This window comes from Nostoc sp. (genome assembly GCF_036917135.1).
Taxonomy (GTDB): Bacteria; Cyanobacteriota; Cyanobacteriia; order Cyanobacteriales; family Nostocaceae; genus Nostoc.
The window spans coordinates 17,119-34,125 of the sequence record NZ_JBALEA010000081.1; the positions used below are offsets into that span (position 1 = coordinate 17,119).

The window sequence follows — 17,007 nt, forward strand, 5'->3', positions numbered from 1 at the left end:
TTGTGTAATATCAGGCGCTACCTGTGAAGGCAACTTCTGGAAATTTCAACTGAGCTTCTGCCATTGGACGGTTTCTACCTTCCTCTTGCCAGTAGTTAATCACTTCTGTCGCTTTGTTAAGCAACTCAACACGATCCACGTCAGTAATCCAATGTTTGGACTCTAATTCCTTCTTTAACTCTTCCCAGGCATCATTTCTGGGCCAGAAAAAGTACTTAGTTAAAGGACTAGTGCCTTTGCCGACAATTTGATCGACTGCTAGAGCAACGTTTTCGTCTAACCACAAAATTTTCAAAATAAACTTGGTCAATCACACCTCCGGGAATTTCCGGGCATTACTTAATTAGGATAGCGATCGCTTATTTTAACGCAATAGTCTATCAAATGACCAAACAGTGATTGAAACTGGATTAGACATCGCCACTTTCCCCGAACAATCTCCCTTTACAAGTTAGCTGGTAGGCGTAAAGCTCAGTGGCTTTAGCCCTGAGATATAAGCAACTCGTGCAGTTCGGCAAGCTCACTGACCACGGTTTTAACCGCATTCAGAATTAATTTTTGGTACGGGGCGTGGAATAATATACTTATGCCACAGGTAGAATAACCGCTAGCACAAATGGATAACCAACCCCAAAACGACTGGCTAGGAAAAAATAATGGATAGTGGGTAGCGAGTAAACCACGATAAACAGAGCTAGGATGCCAACGCGCATTCAGACCAGTAAACAACACTATTTATTGATTGTACAAAGTACCGTAGGGCATACGGGAACTAGAGAAACGATTCTCTAACGCTTAGGGAGATGAGAGCCACCTGGGGTCAACCAAATTAGACTAGAAACTTTGTTCAATAAACGGGTTTCCGGTTTAAGTATTGCCGAAAGGATGGATGATTTTAAGGTACGTCGATGAACTAAGAATCTCAGTGTCTTCAGACCTGAGAGTGTCAAACTAGAGCAAGTCCTTGACTCTGATTTTTTACCGGAGTCATAATCTCACGCTTTTGCTTGGATGAATAATCAAATCGAGCAAGCCATTGATGAGGCGATCGCTCTCTATTGGCATAATATCTCCACCATGCAGCAAATCTCGCGTAGTCACAATATGGAGCAGCGTGGCGATAAACATTCTAGCTGCAACTTCTGGGTCGGTAAGCTGAAGTTTAGGATGAGTAGCAAAGTATTGGGTGAGAAAATCAAGATTTGGTTTCTCAACATTTTGGAGAAAAGCGCGTCCTAGTTCTGGAAAGCGACCTGATTCACCAATGACGATTCTAAAAAGTGCTATATCTTGCGGGTTTTGAGCAGCACAGTTCAGCATTTTTGTAGCATGAAGTTTCAAGAATACAACGGGTTCTTCTTCGCATGAGGGAAAGTCTTGCTGCTCAAAAAAGTTTACTTTCTCTGCCATTCGTTGGATTAGGGCGGTAAACAATGACTCCTTATCGGCAAAGCGTCGGTAGACTGTAGCTTTAGAAACCCCTGCGGCTGCCACAATTTTATCGATTCTGGCTCCTGCGTAGCCATGCTCCATAAACTCCTGCATCGCTCCACGCAGAATCGCTTCAGTTTTTTCGGGGGATAACTCCCGCTCAACACTCTTAACCTTACTCATCACTCAATTTCCCGCTTTGCTGGGCATCCACTAACACTATTGACTGATTTCTATTATACATCATTGACAAGACGAAACAGTTTTGTCTATTATTACTTTTAGACAAGACAAAACTGTTTCGTCTGCTAGGACTAACTCAGCCGAAAAAAAATCAAGGAGAGTACAAATGCGATCGCCAGCACAGATCCATGAAAATGATAATCCGCCGATTTTGATTCTAGGGGGTGGTTTTGCAGGATTGTTCGCAGCACTCCATCTTAGAGATTTACATTCCGGCCCGATTATTTTGATTGACCAATCGTGGTGCTTCGTTTTTAAGCCACTGCTATATGAACTGCTCAGTAGCGAAGTCAAGCTAGAGTTAATCTGTCCCCGCTACGATGCATTGCTGCACAACAGTGGTATTACCTTTGTGCTTGGTACAGTAGAAGTAATAGACGTGGATCAAAAGCAGGTCAAGCTAGACTCTGGCTTAAAGTATTCCTACAGTCATTTGGTATTGGCATTGGGCAGCACTACAAGTTACCTTGCTATACCTGGGGCAAAAGAACATACGCTATCATTCCGTACCGCCTATGATACGTTTGCGTTAGGACAGCACTTACGAAACCGCTTGCAGTTGGCAACCCAAACCGAAGATATAGAGGAACGGCGTGCAATGCTGACTGTTGTGATCGTGGGTGGTGGTGCATCTGGGGTGGAAATGGCGGCAACACTGGCGGATTTGCTGCCAACTTGGTACATCCCTTTAGGCGGGAACCCACAGGAGATTCAGATTGTAATTTTGCAGCGTGGTTCTGAGATTCTCAAAGATTCCGCAAGCGATCGCCTCCAGGAAACTGCACAGTCGGCGCTGCAAGAGCGAACTGCCTCTGTGAATATATTGCTAGGATCAGAGGTCAAAGCGGTGCATCCGGGAACCGTAGAGTTTGAGCGCAATGGGCAACGGTGGAGATTAGCCGCCGCTACGGTGATATGGACAACTGGAAATGCGACAAATCCCGTGATTGACTCGCTGCCGATTCCGGCTGAAAACCGGGATGAACACAATCGCCTCCTAGTTAAACCCACTCTACAACTGCCAGATTTTCCAGAAGTATTTGCAGGGGGAGATTGTGCCATCGATCCGTTGAATCCCCAGCTTGCTACCGCTCAGGTTGCCTATCAACAAGGAGCAAACTTCAGCCTTTGGTAATAACTTCAGCCTTTGGTAATACTAATGATTAAGAGAAGCATACTACTATGAACAGGTTCTCTTCAGCTGACCTCACAGCAAGCCCTCAATTTGCAACTCCAATTACTGAACAAGTTGATCAAGTTGACCTCACCTATTCACCCAACCAGGTTGATAGTTTGTCTGGCAACCTTTTGTTTGTAGCTTGTCTTTGTGTTGCAGCAATCTTCTTCTGTATCGGAGTTGGGGTTGGCAGGCGGCATACAAGACATCATAAACCAATAGCAATTCGGCTACGGCAAATTCAAACCTTAGAAAGAATTTGGCAAATGACTGCTGAACGCAGAGATTAAAGTCTTGTCAAGAATTCTCTAAAGCTTCATTTCTGTAAGTCAGAAAATTGTGTAATTTATACCAATTTGAAAAATATTTGCGACAGATTCAAACCTGGAAACCCAGATTTAATCTGAATTACGAATCTTGACCAATGATTCCTTAATAGTCAATCCAAAATCCAAAATCTAAAACTTGTACTGAGCGACTTGTGCCGAGCATCTCGACTTCGCTCGATGGAGCCGGGGCCGAGGTAAGTCGAAGTATCCAAAATCTAAAATTGTCCGACGGAGTTGAATATCTTATGTCACTCGATCGCCCATTTGAATCTGTATCTTCTGAGCCAACTGCTGATCTGAAAAACAGTGCTGCAAACGGCTCTGGTTCAGTCTTAGCGCCAGTGTCAACAGCTCCTATCAATACTGAAGAAACCGCTTCTAAACCCCCGCGACAGCGCAAGACATGGCTTTGGGTCATACTGGCAGTTCTGCTAATTGGGGGTGGGGGCTTTGTGGGCTGGCAATTATTAGGCAAGCGAGAAGCTCCGCCACCACCAGCGCCACCGCCTCTTCCGGTTAAGGTGCAGACTGTTGAATCGAGTCAAGTTCAATCTACCTCCGAGTTTGTTGGCACATTAGAAGCCCAGCAGCGTGTTTCGCTGCAACCGCAAATTCAGGGGAGAATCGAACGCATATTTGTAGCCAGTGGCGATCGCGTCAGCAAGGGAACGCCGATTCTATCTTTAAGTTTGGATCAGACTACAGCCAATGTTTCCAGCGCCATTGCTACGGTTAATTCCAATCGGGCGGCTGTAGTAACCGCCCAGGCACAACTTGAACAACAACAAGCCAATGAAGTTAAAGCCGCCGCAGATGTGAAATTACAGCAAGTGCAGTTCCGGCGAACCAAGATGCTTGTAACAGAAGGCGCACAGGCAAGGCAAGAACTCGATATTGCTCAAAACAACTTAGATGCAGCGATCGCTACCCTAAATGCTGCTAAAAAGCAGGTGATATCATGTCCGCTTGATTGCTTATTAAACTCGAAGAAACTCACCCCCGCCAAAGCTATGCTTTGTCTCCCCTCCCCACAAGCGGGGAGGGGCTGGGGGTGGGGTGTATTGACTGTGGTTAGCATAACTAATTATGCGGACATGATATGAACGCCAGCCAAGCCAGTGTCAAGCAAGCACAATCGAACGTGCAGCAAGCCCAGACTCAAGTTGCCTCAAATCAAGTAAACCTGAACCAGAAACAGGTGGTTGCACCGCTTGATGGGATTGTGGGCGATTTTTCCGTCAAAGTGGGCGATTACGTGAATATTGGCGGAACCTTGACCACAATTACCAAAAACGATGCCCTAGATATGCGAATTTCGGTGCCATCCAACAATGCTGCTCAACTGCGTCGGGGATTACCTGTACAGCTACTGGATGCCAACACAGGTAAGCGTTTAACTACTGGCAGCATTAACTTTATCTCGCCACAAGTGAGTACATCTCAATCTATTTTAGTGAAAGCTCGATTTGCTAATTCTGGTGGCAAATTGCGGGATGGGCAATATGTTCGCGCTCGGATTGTCTGGAGCCAGCAACCGGGGATTTTGATTCCAACTCAAGTGGTGAGTCGCATTGGTGGACAGAGTTTTGTCTTTGTGGTGCAAGAAGACAAATCTAAGGAAAAGCCGCAATTCGTCGTCCATCAAAAACCTGTGAAGTTGGGCGAAGTGCAAAGCGATGCCTATCCGATTTTAGAGGGAATTAAACCAGGCGATCGCCTAGCCGTGTCTAATCTTCTCAAACTACGTGATGGCGTACCCGTTCAACCACAGTCTTAGTTTAAACGCAAAGGGGCGCAGAGGTAAGCGCAGAGGGACGCAAAGAATTCTCTATGAAGATGCGCCTAATTATTAGAAAACCTCTGCGTACCTTTGCGCTAACCTCCGCGTACCTTTGCGTTGAAAAAAAAGCTAGGATTTGGCGCAGCTTTCTAAAAAAACGGCATTAGGAGTAATTATCATGTCGATCGCAGACACCTTTATCAAGCGACCTGTCTTATCAACAGTTTGCACCATCCTAATCTTGCTGATTGGTGGCATTTGCATTCCATTGCTACCGATTAACAACTTACCAGAAATTGCCCCCATTCAAGTGCAAACCACCAGCGTCTATATTGGCGCAGATTCCCAAACCGTTGAAGATACCGTCTCAACCGTGATTGAGCGGCAAGTGAACGGGGTTGAGGGGATGCAATACATGACTTCAAGCAGTGGTAATGACGGTTCCAGCACCATTTCAACTCTGTTTGATCCAGCTAGCAACCGCAACATTAACCAAGTTAACGTGCAGAATCGAGCTGCGATCGCCCAACCAAGTTTACCTGAGTCTGTGCGCCAAACTGGATTAACTACCCTAGCACGTTCCAACAGCATTCTCCTAGTTTATGGCTTCTATGCCGAAAATAGCGAGTACGACAACATCTTTTTGAGTAACTATGTTGACCTATACATCACCGATGCTATCAAGCGAGTTCCTGGTGTTGGGGATGCAACTTTGGTTGGTGAACGCCAATATGCAATGCGGCTATGGCTTGACCCCAACGCTCTAGCCAGTCGGGGATTAACGGCAACGGATGTCAGCAGTGCCCTAACTTCTCAGAATGTTCAGGTGGGAGCAGGGTCGATTGGTCAAGCGCCCACGAAGACGGATCAGAAATCGAATTTCCCGCTCCGCATTAATAGTAGATTAAAAGATGTCGAGGAATTCGAGAATTTGGTCATCAAGTCTGACACTAACGGGACACTGGTTAAACTCAAGGATGTGGGAAGAGCCGAGTTAGGCGCGAAGGATTATACAACTTCGGCATTGGTACAGGGCAAACCCGGCGTTGCGATGTTGATCTATCAGCTTCCGGGCAGCAATGCGCTGAATACTGCCAAAGCGGTGGAAGCGCAAATCGCAGAGCTGGAGAAAAACTTTCCTCCAGGGGTGAAAGCCGTCATTGCCTACGACACCACCAAGTTTGTGGAAGTCTCAATCGAAGAAGTACTCAAGACGCTGATGGAAGCCATCGCCCTAGTGGTGCTGGTGATTTTCATCTTTTTGCAAGATTGGCGGGCGACAATTATTCCGGCGATCGCTGTTCCTGTATCCTTGGTTGGTGCATTGGCCTTTGCCTATCTCTTCGGCTTCTCACTCAACACGTTGACCATGTTTGGATTAGTACTGGCAACAGGTTTGGTGGTAGACGATGCCATCATCGTCGTTGAGGGGATTGCTGCCAAGATGGAACAAGGTTTAGACCGACGGCAAGCGGCTTTTGAGGCGATGGGGGAGCTTTCTGGGGCGGTGATTGCCACCTCTTTGGTGTTGATGGCGGTATTTATCCCGGTATCCTTTTTTCCGGGGGCGACCGGCATCATGTATCGGCAGTTTGCATTGATCATTATCTTCTCCATCGGCATTTCTTTATTCAATGCCCTGAGTTTCACCCCCAGTATGTCTGGACTCTTCCTGCATCATACCGAGGGTGAAGGGCGAGGGCTGCTGGGCTGGTTTTTTCGTCAGTTCAACCGGGGCTTTAGCTGGGTACTGGAGCAATACGAGAGTCTGAGCAAGTTCCTGATCCGCATCCGCATGTTTGTAGTGGGGCTATTTATCCTCGGACTGGCGGCAACGGCGTTTATATATATTTCCGTCCCCAGTGGATTTGTGCCAGATGAGGATCAAGGTATTATGGTCGGTCTGATTCAGGCTCCCGATGGTGTTTCCCTCGCTTATACCGAAAAAATTGTTAACACTGTGTCTCAAACTCTGAAAAAAGAAGTGCCGGAAATGGAAACCTCTCTCGTCATTGCCGGTTTTGGTCTGAATGGCAATGGCCCAAATCAGGGGACATTTTTCTTTAAGCTGAAAGATTGGAAAGAGCGCCAGGGTGACGAACATTCGGTGAAGGGGATCGTGCAACGGCTAAATGGGATCTTTGCCCAAAATCAAGATGCGTTGATCTTTACATCCAACCTACCCGCCGTCTCTGGCTATGGGGTAACAGGTGGCTTTGAATTTCAACTTCAAGACCGCAGCAACGGACAACTGAGTATCGATCAATTTCTGGCGATCGCACAACAAATAATTGCCAAAGCCAATCAAAACCCCGCTTTACGCCAAGTATTCACTCAATTTACTGCCAGCACCCCCCAGTACCAGATTGACATTAACCGCGATCGCTTAGAAGCCCTGAATGTCGATTTTAGTGAGGCAATGAATACTCTGGGCGCTTACATGGGTGGGCAGTACGTCAACGATTTTACCTTCTCTCAGCACAGTTATCGAGTATATATCCAAGCAGATGAACAGTTTCGGAACTCTCCAGATAATATTGGTCAAATTAATGTCCGTTCCCGAAGTGGTAATCTGGTGCTACTAAATGAAGTCGCCAAAGTGACTCCCATTACTGGGCCGCAAACCATCAACCACTTCAACTTATTTCGCTCCATCAAGATTCAAGGCAATGCTGCGCCCGGTTACAGTTCTGGGCAAGCAATTACAGCGATGCAGCAGACCTTTAAGGAAATCGACCAGCCCGGTTTGGGTTACGACTGGACAGGAATTTCTAGAGAAGAAGCCAAGTCTGGCGGACAAACGATTTTGATCTTTGGTTTTGGTATCGTGGCTGTGTTTCTCATCTTGGCCGCGCAGTACGAAAATTACATCGACCCAATCATCATCCTACTGACAGTACCCTTTGCCATTTTAGGCGCTCTGTTATTTGTCTCAGTGCGCGGGTTAGTCAACGATTTGTACTGTCAGGTGGCATTGGTGATGCTGATTGGTTTGGCGAGTAAGAACGCGATTTTGATTGTAGAATTTGCCAACCAATCGCGGGAGAAAGGAATGACCATCGCCCAAGCCGTACTCCATGCAGTTCAACAGCGACTCCGCCCGATTCTCATGACCACCATCGCCTCCCTGTGTGGATTCCTTCCCCTACTACTGTCATCCGGGGCTGGTGCAGCCAGCCGGACATCCCTTGGTACGGCGGTGTTTGGTGGGTTATTTATCTCCGTGATCATGAGCCTGCTGCTGGTGCCCGTCCTTTACGTGGTGGTCAAAAACCTCACAGACTTTGCCTCTAAAGGTAAACCGCCCCAATCGCCTGAACCTACTCCATCTGGAGAATTAGCCTCTTTGAATGGAAAGAGTCAAGGAACAGTCGTCAAGTTTCAGGGAGATGCCCCTGCTTAACTGTTTGAGAGCGTCGCACCACACGATACAAATGAAACAAACAAGTCAAATCCTTTTTCCTTCTAGTAGTCCGCCAAGTCAACAATGCTTGGTTTGTAGTGAGTGCTTTAGCGCTCAAATTAAGGACTAAAGTCCTAACTACGAACTTATTCACCCATGAAAGTTGGTGTGGTGGACTACTAGTAGTCTGTCCCATTAATTTGGCGGGGTAAATCAAATTTCAATTTCTTTCTTTCTTTCTTTCTTTCTTCGCGCTCTTTGCGTCCTTTGCGGTTCGTTCTCTTATCACTCAAATTTAATGAGACAGACCACTAGTACAACAAGGCAAAAGTAAAAAGAAAGAACGCTGATTTTGTTTGTGATTCAAATTACTCATTCACACCATGCTATGAAACTTAAAATTCCTTCTTGGGTCGGTACCACGATCGGGCTGTTGAGTATGGGAATGATGCCAGATCTCGGTGCTGAACAAATAAAATTTTCTTACAGTCTTTTAGAATTTTCTCTTCCTGTTACTGATTTAAAAACTTATGCTCAAGAAGGTAAAATTAGCAGTGAACTAGCATCATATAAAAAGTACCTCAAACCAGAAGATATTGCTCAACTGCGCCAGGTTTTGACTGAAAAACAAAAATTAAGTCCCGTAGCAGTCTCTCAATTTCTCTATTCAGAAATTGGAGAATCGATGTTAAAATCTGCGGGTGAATTGATTCAAACAGATTCAAGACAAAACGGTTTTTATGCAATTCGTGCGGCGTTGATTCTAGCGGCGGCTGATCCAGAGGGATTAACACTCCTGAATACGATGCGCTACTTCCCTTCACAGAGTATTCGGATTAACACTGAAGAGCTTTTGGCACTGATGAATAAACTTTCAACTCTGAACAAGGAGACAAATCAAGCTCTCTCTGTAATTGAGCAACAGTCTAATACAGAAATATCGACTGAACCACCTATAGATATCTCAAAATTACCGGAGTTATACAACAAGTCAGGGGCGTTTTCTTGGCAGAAGAGAGCGATCGCCTTTGTGGATACTAATCGTAAATCCCTGACTGGAAGTATTAAAACTAGAGTCATTCAAACCGATATTTATTTACCTAAAAGTCAAACACCTGCACCAGTTGTAGTCATTTCTCATGGACTAGGTTCCGATCGCGAGAGTTTTGCTTACTTGGCAGAAAATTTAGCATCATACGGATTTGCTGTTGTTGTTCCTCAGCATCCTGGTAGTGATTCTCTCCAAATGGAAGCACTACTCACAGGGAAAAGCCAACAAGTATTTGCAGACACAGAATTAATTGACCGACCTTTAGACGTAACGTTTGTACTTAATCAATTAGAGCAGCGTTCAACATCTGATCCCTGGCTACAAGGAAAAATCAACGTTCAACAAGTCGGTGTGATTGGACAATCTTTCGGTGGTTACACAGCCTTAGTCTTAGCTGGCGCACGCATCAATATTAATCAGTTGCACAAAGATTGTAAATCTGAATCTGATTCGGTCAATATGTCGTTGTTGTTGCAGTGTCGTACTTTAGCACTGGGAAAAAATTCTCCTGATTATGAACAGATACAACAAAACTTAAGCAACCTAGATTTACGCGATCGCCGAGTTCAAGCTGTGATTGCTCTGAATCCAATTACTAGTAGTATTCTTGGGCAAGCAGGTATGAGCCGAATCGAAATCCCTGTAGTCATTGCTGGTGGAGCCTCAGACACGGTTACTCCCGTCTTCTTGGAACAAGTACAAGCATTTTCTTGGTTGACTACCAAAGACAAGTATTTGGGTATTGGTGACAAAGGGACTCATACCGATTTGATTGCTGGTGTGAGTAGCGTAATTTTACCATCTTCTAACCGTTTCTCTGGAAGTGACCCAGAATTGGGACGCATTCATTTTCAGGCTTTTAGTACAGCTTTCATGAAAGTATATCTTGCTCACCAGACTCAATATCGTCCTTTTCTAAGTACATCTTATGTGAAGAACTCAAATCGGGATGAACCAGTCAAGGTCTATTTCGTCAAGTCGCTACCACCAGGATTTCCCCAAGGATTAGTTCGTCAGAAATGAGAATTAAATAATTAAACCTTATCTAAGTTGAGAACTGTAGTTTTCGCCCTCACCCTAAATCCCTCTCCCAAACTTGGGAGAGGGACTTTGAAATTCTATAAAGCGGCGCAGAATATTACAGCTATTTTCAGGTAAATAGACCACGCGGTAGGGGCACAGCATTGCTGTGCCCCTACGACAGATGTGGTTCAAATACATGAAAACTGCTGTAAAGCGCTGGAAGACAAATATTTTAATGGTGGCAAGATTACCTATGCACCCAATCAAACCAAAACCCTGGTGGAGTACGTGTAGAGTTGACGCCAAAGCCAGATTTTCCAGTAGCTTCTTTTTCAGCTTTTGATGGTTTGACTGAGAGTTCAAATTGGATTTTGGTGATAATCTGGGGATAAATCTGCTTCGCCTAAAAGATATCAAATGGGTTCTATAAAACTATTTTCCTCTCTACCCATGACTGAACCAACTTCTGCAAAAGCGATCGCTATTTTCGATATTGATGGCGTTGTGCGCGATGTTAGCGGTTCCTATCACCGGGCCCTCGCAGATACCGTAGAATATTTTACGACCCAAGCATATCGGCCAACCCCACCAGATATTGACCAACTCAAGTCTGAAGGCTTGTGGAATAACGATTGGGAAGCATCGCAGGAATTAATTTACCGCTACTTTGAAACCCAAAAACAGAGCCGCGAACAACTGCAACTAGATTACAGTGCGATCGTTGCTTTTTTTCAATCGCGTTACCGAGGGACAGATCCAAATAATTTTACAGGGTATATCTGTAATGAACCCTTATTATTACAACCTAGCTATTTAGAGCAACTTACCCAAGCCGGGATTGCTTGGGGATTTTTTAGCGGTGCAACTCGTGCTTCTGCTAACTATGTTTTGGAAAAACGCCTGGGTTTGCAATCTCCGGTATTGATTGCGATGGAAGATGCGCCAGGGAAACCTGACCCCACTGGACTTTTCGCCACAGTTCGTCAGTTAGATAATGGAATTGAGGAAAGATTAGCGATCGTGTATGTGGGAGATACGGTAGCAGATATGTATACCGTCGAGAAAGCACGGGGTCTAGATTCTTCTCGCCCTTGGATTGGAGTAGGCGTTTTACCGCCCCACGTCCAGGAAACAGCCGCGCGTAGTGATGCATACAGTGAGACACTAATAGCAGCAGGAGCAGCAGTAGTTTTGCGTAATGTGCAGGAATTGACTCCAAAGCAGATTCAAGAATTGGTAAGTTCATCTCCCCGATCTATGTTCTAAGATTAATCAAGCTAGGGGTGCATGAATAACTTGCTGATAAGAATCTTGCTTTAATCATTGGGAGATTAATAAAAATGTCTGCACTTAAACTGCCTAACGGCCCTAAAACTCATCCTTGGGTACAGACATATAAGTGGCTGACTAATCCTTTAGAATACATGGAAGCCTGTGCTAAACGCTATGGTGATACGTTCACCCTCCGAATTGGCCCAGTTTTTATTCCTCAAGTGTTCACTAGTAATCCTCAGGCGATTCAACAGATTTTTACCACAGACCCAAAACAGTTAGACTCTGGTGAACCAGCGGGGATTAAATCGCCTTTATTAGGAAAGCAATCACTACTCGCTTTAGAAGGTAAGCCTCATCAGCGCCAACGAAAGTTGTTGACACCTCCTTTGCATGGAGAAAGAATGCTAGCTTATGGTCAGTTAACTCGCGACATCACAGAGCAAGTAATTAGTCAATGGCAAGTTGGGGAATCCTTTACAGTTTTGCCATCTGTGCAAACAATCTCCTTAGAGGTGATTTTGAAAGCTGTATTTGGTCTAGTAGATGGGCTACGTTATGAAAAACTCAAAAAAGTGCTGCTGAAAATCCTGAATCCCAAGCAGCCTTTTGTTACAGCAATGATGCTTGTTTTCCCATCATTCCAACGAGATTTAGGTTCTTGGAGTCCTTGGGGTATATTCCTGCGTTTACGAGAGCAAATGGATGAACTCATATATGCTGAGATTCAGGATCGCAAACAGCAACCTGACCCATCTCGAACTGATATCCTAGCTTTGATGATGGCAGCTCGTGATGAAGAGGGGCAGCCGATGACGGATGTAGAGTTACGCGATGAGTTAATTACCCTCTTGGTGGCGGGTCACGAGACAACGGCGACTTCCTTAACATGGGCTTTGTACTGGATTCACCATTTACCACAGGTGCGTGAAAAACTACTGCAAGAAATAGATAGCTTGGGTAAAGACCCCGACCCAAATGCTATTTTACGCTTGCCCTATTTGAGTGCTGTTTGTTCAGAAACTCTGCGCTTATATCCAGTGGCAATGTTGGCATTAAATCGCTTGGTAAAATATCCTTTAGAAATCATGGGTTATCAGTTGAATCCTGGTACTTTGGTGATTCCTTGCATTTATTTGACCCATCATCGAGAAGATTTATATCCGCAGTCAAAGCAATTTAAACCAGAGCGTTTTCTAGAACGGCAATTTACTTCTTCTGAATATTTACCTTTTGGTGGCGGGAACCGTCGCTGTATTGGGATGGCATTTGCGCTGTTTGAGATGAAGGTAGTTTTGGCAACAGTGCTATCTCACTGGCAGATGGAATTAGCTGATAGCAAACCAGTGCAGCCAGCCCGTAAGGGGGCGCTGTTGGGACCAGGAGGAGGTGTACAGATGATTGTTACCGGGAAGCGTGAGCAAAATCAGGCAGTTCGGGAGACTAGTTTGGTTTAGAAAGTTTGAGAATGCGATCGCATTTCTGGAGGCTTAACATTACATTTGCCTCCAGAGCAGATCCTAAACTACACCAAATTTGGCATCCAAACCAGCGTTTTTATATGCCCAGGCTTTTTGGTAGCCTTTTTTACCTCGGCTTCCAGAACATCTGAGTGCGTTTGTGAAAAACCCATTTTTAAAAGAAAGCTTTTCACCTGCTCATTTCGCAGACCTGAAGAGTAAGGAGCGACAATCTTATTTAAATTCTTCTGAGCAGCAAAATCAAAAATACTCCACAAAAGAGATTGTTCCACTCCGCGTCCTAAAGCACGACAGCTCATCAGCATGGTATCTATAAACAAACATTCGTTATTCTGCTTCAGAATCGCTACACCAACAAGACCATAATCACCAAAGCGGTCTTTAAGATTAAGCACAAGTATGGAACTGGATTTGTGAAGGTCTTGAATTTCAGCTAAGGAACGGCGAATTAAAGAAAGATTGAACTGATTGGTTTTCTGCGTCAATTGGGCTACCCGTGGCAAATCTCTTTCTTCGGCAGACCGAATTTCTACAACCAATTGCAAGGATTCTAAATAACTTTCCAGGCTAGTTACACCCTGCTGTAATTTATGACGCTGTTGTTCCTGCGCCATAAGTTCTGTTCGGATCTTATCTTCGATTGTGATATTTGAAGAATCAAAGCACCAGAGCTTAGAAAGAGTTTCAACATAAAGTGCCGGCTCTTTTGGCATGGTAACAACAGTTACTTCTGGAGAATTAGTTTGCACTTCCAGACATTCGATTGGGGAATCATCCACAAAAACGAAAGAGTCCAGACCCAAGTTTAATTCTTCAGCAATGTCGCGCAAATTGGCAGATTTTGCCTTCCAGTTAATCCGATGAGTAGCAATATCTGAGCGTTGCAATACCATATCAGGATGATTGTCAAATACATTCCAGACATCTGCTTCCTGATTTTTGCTAACAAGTATTAGGAGAATACCGCGTTTTTTGAGAGCTAAAAGCATTTCCTGAAATAGACGAAAACTGCGGCCAGGCTGGTCATTGCTCAAAGCTATGCCATCAATACCATCCTCACCGACGATACCGCCCCACAAAATACCATCGCAATCAAGTGCCAAAACTTTTTTAGCAGGAATAAATATTCCATGCGCTAAACGGGTAATAGCAATTCCTAGTCTCTGATAGACAATCTGTGAATAAGGAGCGCGAGCAATTGACTCAAATAAAGCATCTTGTGAATTTTTTCGTCCAATTTCCTCAACAACTCTTGCAAAGTCTAAAATATAAATTCCTGCCAATTTCTCCAGTTGTTCTTGCCACCAAAGGCGTACTTTCTCTACCTGTTGATGCTTGCCATGAAAAAATGGCGAAACTGCTAGAGGTAAATTCGACACAATCAGACCATTTTTCTTTGCAGCATAATTACTAATAGCATCCAACAGTTGACCACCACGAATCATTCCGTCCTGATCTTCATCGGAGATTAAATCCTCTGGGCGAGTCAGAATTATATTTAACCCGTTTGGATTATTCATAAAAACACTGTCTGGAGAAAGAAGAGTCTGTTCCAATTGGTTGAATTCACCAAATTCAACAGATAATGGAATGCCGAAAGCTCGACACCAGAGTTCTAAAGTAGAACCTAGTGGTTGTGCAGTAAAACTGGCAGCAATGACAATTTTTGTATTACTTTTTGGTATCGATTCTCGAAAACGACGGGCAAGTACCTGAGTGACGATATCTAGATCGTAAAGCGGTAAAAGCTCTGGATTTTTTTGGATTTCAATATTTTCGCTAGGAGTAGATACAATGTCTGAACTTTTTTCTAGAGAATAACTATCTGTATGGGCGGTAATTATCTGCTCGATTGACTTTCGAGAATTCAGTTGGAAAATATCTTTGGCAGGAACACGAATTGAAAAGCGGTCATATAATACAGCAGCAATTGACATGATAGCGAGGGAATCCCATGTCATACAGTTGCTGCTATTTAGGTCATCAGAAATCTCTTCTGGTGTCAAACGAATAGCATTAGCAATTATTTCATTCAATTCTAAGGAATCTATTTGTTGAAACGAAGACTTTGGTTTTGCCTCGTTTACATATTCATTTCGTTTGCGGAGAAAAATAGCAGGATTTCCACCCCAGATTTCACCACGTCCTATACGTGTGTAAGGAAGTACATTGCTGCCTACTTCTACTATTGCTTCCTCTTCAATTTTGACACCCATTCCGATTCGAGTGTTACCACCTATAGTACTTTTATTTCCAATGATAATTGGTTCTGAAATATATTTAACTTTCCCATCAGATGTATTAGTAGCATGAGCAACAAGATGGCATTCACTGCCAATAACAACATTGTCGCCGATGTATGTCAAATCTGGATCTTGTAGCCATGCAACTACTAGAGACCTTTTACCTATATGTACTTTTGGAGAATAGGCTCGCATTGCCAAATTCCTGAGCCATTTCAATGCAGTTGGAGACATTTTTAAGTAATTCAGCCCAGGCAATGTATCGAGCAGTAGCATTATCCTGTAAGAGTTAATTATGGGTGATATTTTAATCAGTAATGGCAAATCCTCAAGGACATCAATTTCTAGAAATCTTGGTTTTTTTACAAACAGAAACAGAAGGGTTGTACCCAATGTACTCAGGCATAAAAATAGAAATAACCAGAACAAGTAGAGAATGGGAAATATTGCCATCAGAACCAGGGTGTTGATTTCTGGAAATATGCTAAAGATTAGCCAAGCCTCTAGAAAACAAGTCACAATGGTCAAGACTAGTGGATAGAACCAATTGATAGTTTCAACAGTAAGTGCAGAGAGTATTTTGATCAATCTCATAGTAAATGCCCCTATTAAAGTGTCAAAAAGTTATCCAAAGCCGCTACAATCTGGAGGTCAAATACCTCTACTGGATTTTCAAGAACTTATCCAAAGCTGTAACTAGGCTGGGCGGCCAACGACGGATATTTTTTACCCAGTCGATATCTTTATAGCGGCTATCAAGTCCATAAGCTGCTACCCAGTTGCTTTCGGCTTCGCCTTGTTCTCCATTTACCCAATATGCAGCTGTGAGGGCGGCACGCACATCAGCAAATTTGGAGTATTTACGGGCAATATTTCGCATCTCACGGATTGCTTGCTCTTTTTGACCAGTTTCATACAGAGCGAGGGCGTAGTTAGCACGGGCGAAGGCAAAATTTGGGGCGATCGCATTAGATTTTTTGTAGTCTGCGATCGCATCTTCCCATTTTCCTAAACCTGTTTTGGCATTTCCCCGATTGTTATACGCCATCGCATCCTTGGGATCGAGTTCTAAGACATGATTATAATCTGCGATCGCATCGTCCCATTTTCCCAACCCTTCCAATGCCGCCCCCCGATTCAAATAAGGATCGGTGACATTCGGCGCTAATTCTATCGCTTTGTTATAATCTGCCAGAGCTTCTTGTAACTTATTCTGACTCACCCGCGAATTTCCCCGGTTACTCCATGCCCCCGCATTTGTCGGAAATTGCTCAATAATCTTTGTCCAGTAAGTTTCAGCCGTCGCAAAATCACCTTGATTCGTCGCTGCAAAGGCTTGATTTGCCCACTCATCGCCTTGTTTTAACTGTTCTTGAGTAATGGGCGGTTGAGATTCTGCCATAACTGGAGTACCCCAGCCGAACACAAGTAACAGACTCAGAAAAATACCAATCAACTTAATCATCTAGGTTTACCTGCATCTATGTTGAAAATGGGGCATGGGGCAGAGGAGTGGAGTTCAAAGACTTGTCAGGGAGAAAGACTCATTCACGGAGTTCAAAGACTTGTCAGCG

Annotated in this window: 13 protein-coding genes; 8 read left to right on the top strand and 5 right to left on the bottom strand. The window is 44.3% G+C overall.

The features are described 5' to 3' along the window. Positions 1 to 10: 10 nt before the first annotated feature. The 3 genes from V7K50_RS25775 to V7K50_RS25785 all read right to left on the bottom strand — a co-directional run bounded on the left by V7K50_RS25775 (position 11) and on the right by V7K50_RS25785 (position 1,614). The gene (locus V7K50_RS25775; protein ID WP_069071048.1) at positions 11 to 310 is read right to left on the bottom strand and encodes a 30S ribosomal protein PSRP-3; all 300 of its coding nucleotides are present in this window, start codon (positions 308 to 310) and stop codon (positions 11 to 13) included. A gap of 170 nt (positions 311 to 480) precedes the next feature. Next, complete coding sequence (locus tag V7K50_RS25780; protein WP_334965095.1) at positions 481 to 732, bottom strand: hypothetical protein; 252 nt, start codon at positions 730 to 732, stop codon at positions 481 to 483. A gap of 255 nt (positions 733 to 987) precedes the next feature. Further along, positions 988 to 1,614 carry a TetR/AcrR family transcriptional regulator gene (locus V7K50_RS25785; protein ID WP_334965097.1) on the bottom strand — a complete coding sequence of 209 codons (627 nt, stop codon included), beginning with the start codon at positions 1,612 to 1,614 and terminating at the stop codon, positions 988 to 990. A gap of 166 nt (positions 1,615 to 1,780) precedes the next feature. On the opposite strand from V7K50_RS25785, the gene V7K50_RS25790 reads away from it, so the two are divergent. The 8 genes from V7K50_RS25790 to V7K50_RS25825 all read left to right on the top strand — a co-directional run bounded on the left by V7K50_RS25790 (position 1,781) and on the right by V7K50_RS25825 (position 13,166). Continuing rightward, on the top strand, positions 1,781 to 2,809 hold the full coding sequence (locus tag V7K50_RS25790) for an NAD(P)/FAD-dependent oxidoreductase (protein ID WP_334965099.1): 1,029 nt from the start codon (positions 1,781 to 1,783) through the stop codon (positions 2,807 to 2,809). A gap of 47 nt (positions 2,810 to 2,856) precedes the next feature. Continuing rightward, positions 2,857 to 3,141: a hypothetical protein gene (locus tag V7K50_RS25795; protein ID WP_334965101.1), complete on the top strand. Its 285-nt coding sequence runs from the start codon at positions 2,857 to 2,859 to the stop codon at positions 3,139 to 3,141. A 191-nt stretch (positions 3,142 to 3,332) separates the two neighbouring features. Continuing rightward, complete coding sequence (locus V7K50_RS25800) at positions 3,333 to 4,283, top strand: efflux RND transporter periplasmic adaptor subunit (protein ID WP_334965103.1); 951 nt, start codon at positions 3,333 to 3,335, stop codon at positions 4,281 to 4,283. Then, positions 4,280 to 4,957: an efflux RND transporter periplasmic adaptor subunit gene (locus V7K50_RS25805; protein WP_334965105.1), complete on the top strand. Its 678-nt coding sequence runs from the start codon at positions 4,280 to 4,282 to the stop codon at positions 4,955 to 4,957. Before V7K50_RS25800 ends, V7K50_RS25805 begins: the two co-directional genes overlap by 4 nt. Before the next feature lie 181 nt (positions 4,958 to 5,138). Further along, positions 5,139 to 8,363 carry an efflux RND transporter permease subunit gene (locus V7K50_RS25810; protein WP_334965107.1) on the top strand — a complete coding sequence of 1,075 codons (3,225 nt, stop codon included), beginning with the start codon at positions 5,139 to 5,141 and terminating at the stop codon, positions 8,361 to 8,363. 388 nt (positions 8,364 to 8,751) lie between these two features. After that, positions 8,752 to 10,437, top strand: coding sequence for an alpha/beta hydrolase (locus tag V7K50_RS25815; protein WP_334965109.1), 1,686 nt, complete (start codon positions 8,752 to 8,754; stop codon positions 10,435 to 10,437). Between the two features lie 450 nt (positions 10,438 to 10,887). Beyond that, positions 10,888 to 11,703, top strand: a complete 816-nt coding sequence (locus V7K50_RS25820; protein ID WP_334965111.1) for a TIGR01548 family HAD-type hydrolase — start codon at positions 10,888 to 10,890, stop codon at positions 11,701 to 11,703. Between the two features lie 74 nt (positions 11,704 to 11,777). Next, a complete protein-coding gene (locus V7K50_RS25825; protein WP_334965113.1) occupies positions 11,778 to 13,166 on the top strand; it encodes a cytochrome P450 in 1,389 nt (462 codons plus the stop codon). Positions 13,167 to 13,234: 68 nt separating this feature from the next. On the opposite strand, the gene V7K50_RS25830 is transcribed toward V7K50_RS25825, so the two are convergent. Beyond that, a complete protein-coding gene (locus V7K50_RS25830; protein ID WP_334965115.1) occupies positions 13,235 to 15,628 on the bottom strand; it encodes an HAD-IIIC family phosphatase in 2,394 nt (797 codons plus the stop codon). A 466-nt stretch (positions 15,629 to 16,094) separates the two neighbouring features. Beyond that, the gene (locus tag V7K50_RS25835) at positions 16,095 to 16,898 is read right to left on the bottom strand and encodes a tetratricopeptide repeat protein (protein WP_334965117.1); all 804 of its coding nucleotides are present in this window, start codon (positions 16,896 to 16,898) and stop codon (positions 16,095 to 16,097) included. Positions 16,899 to 17,007: the final 109 nt, after the last annotated feature.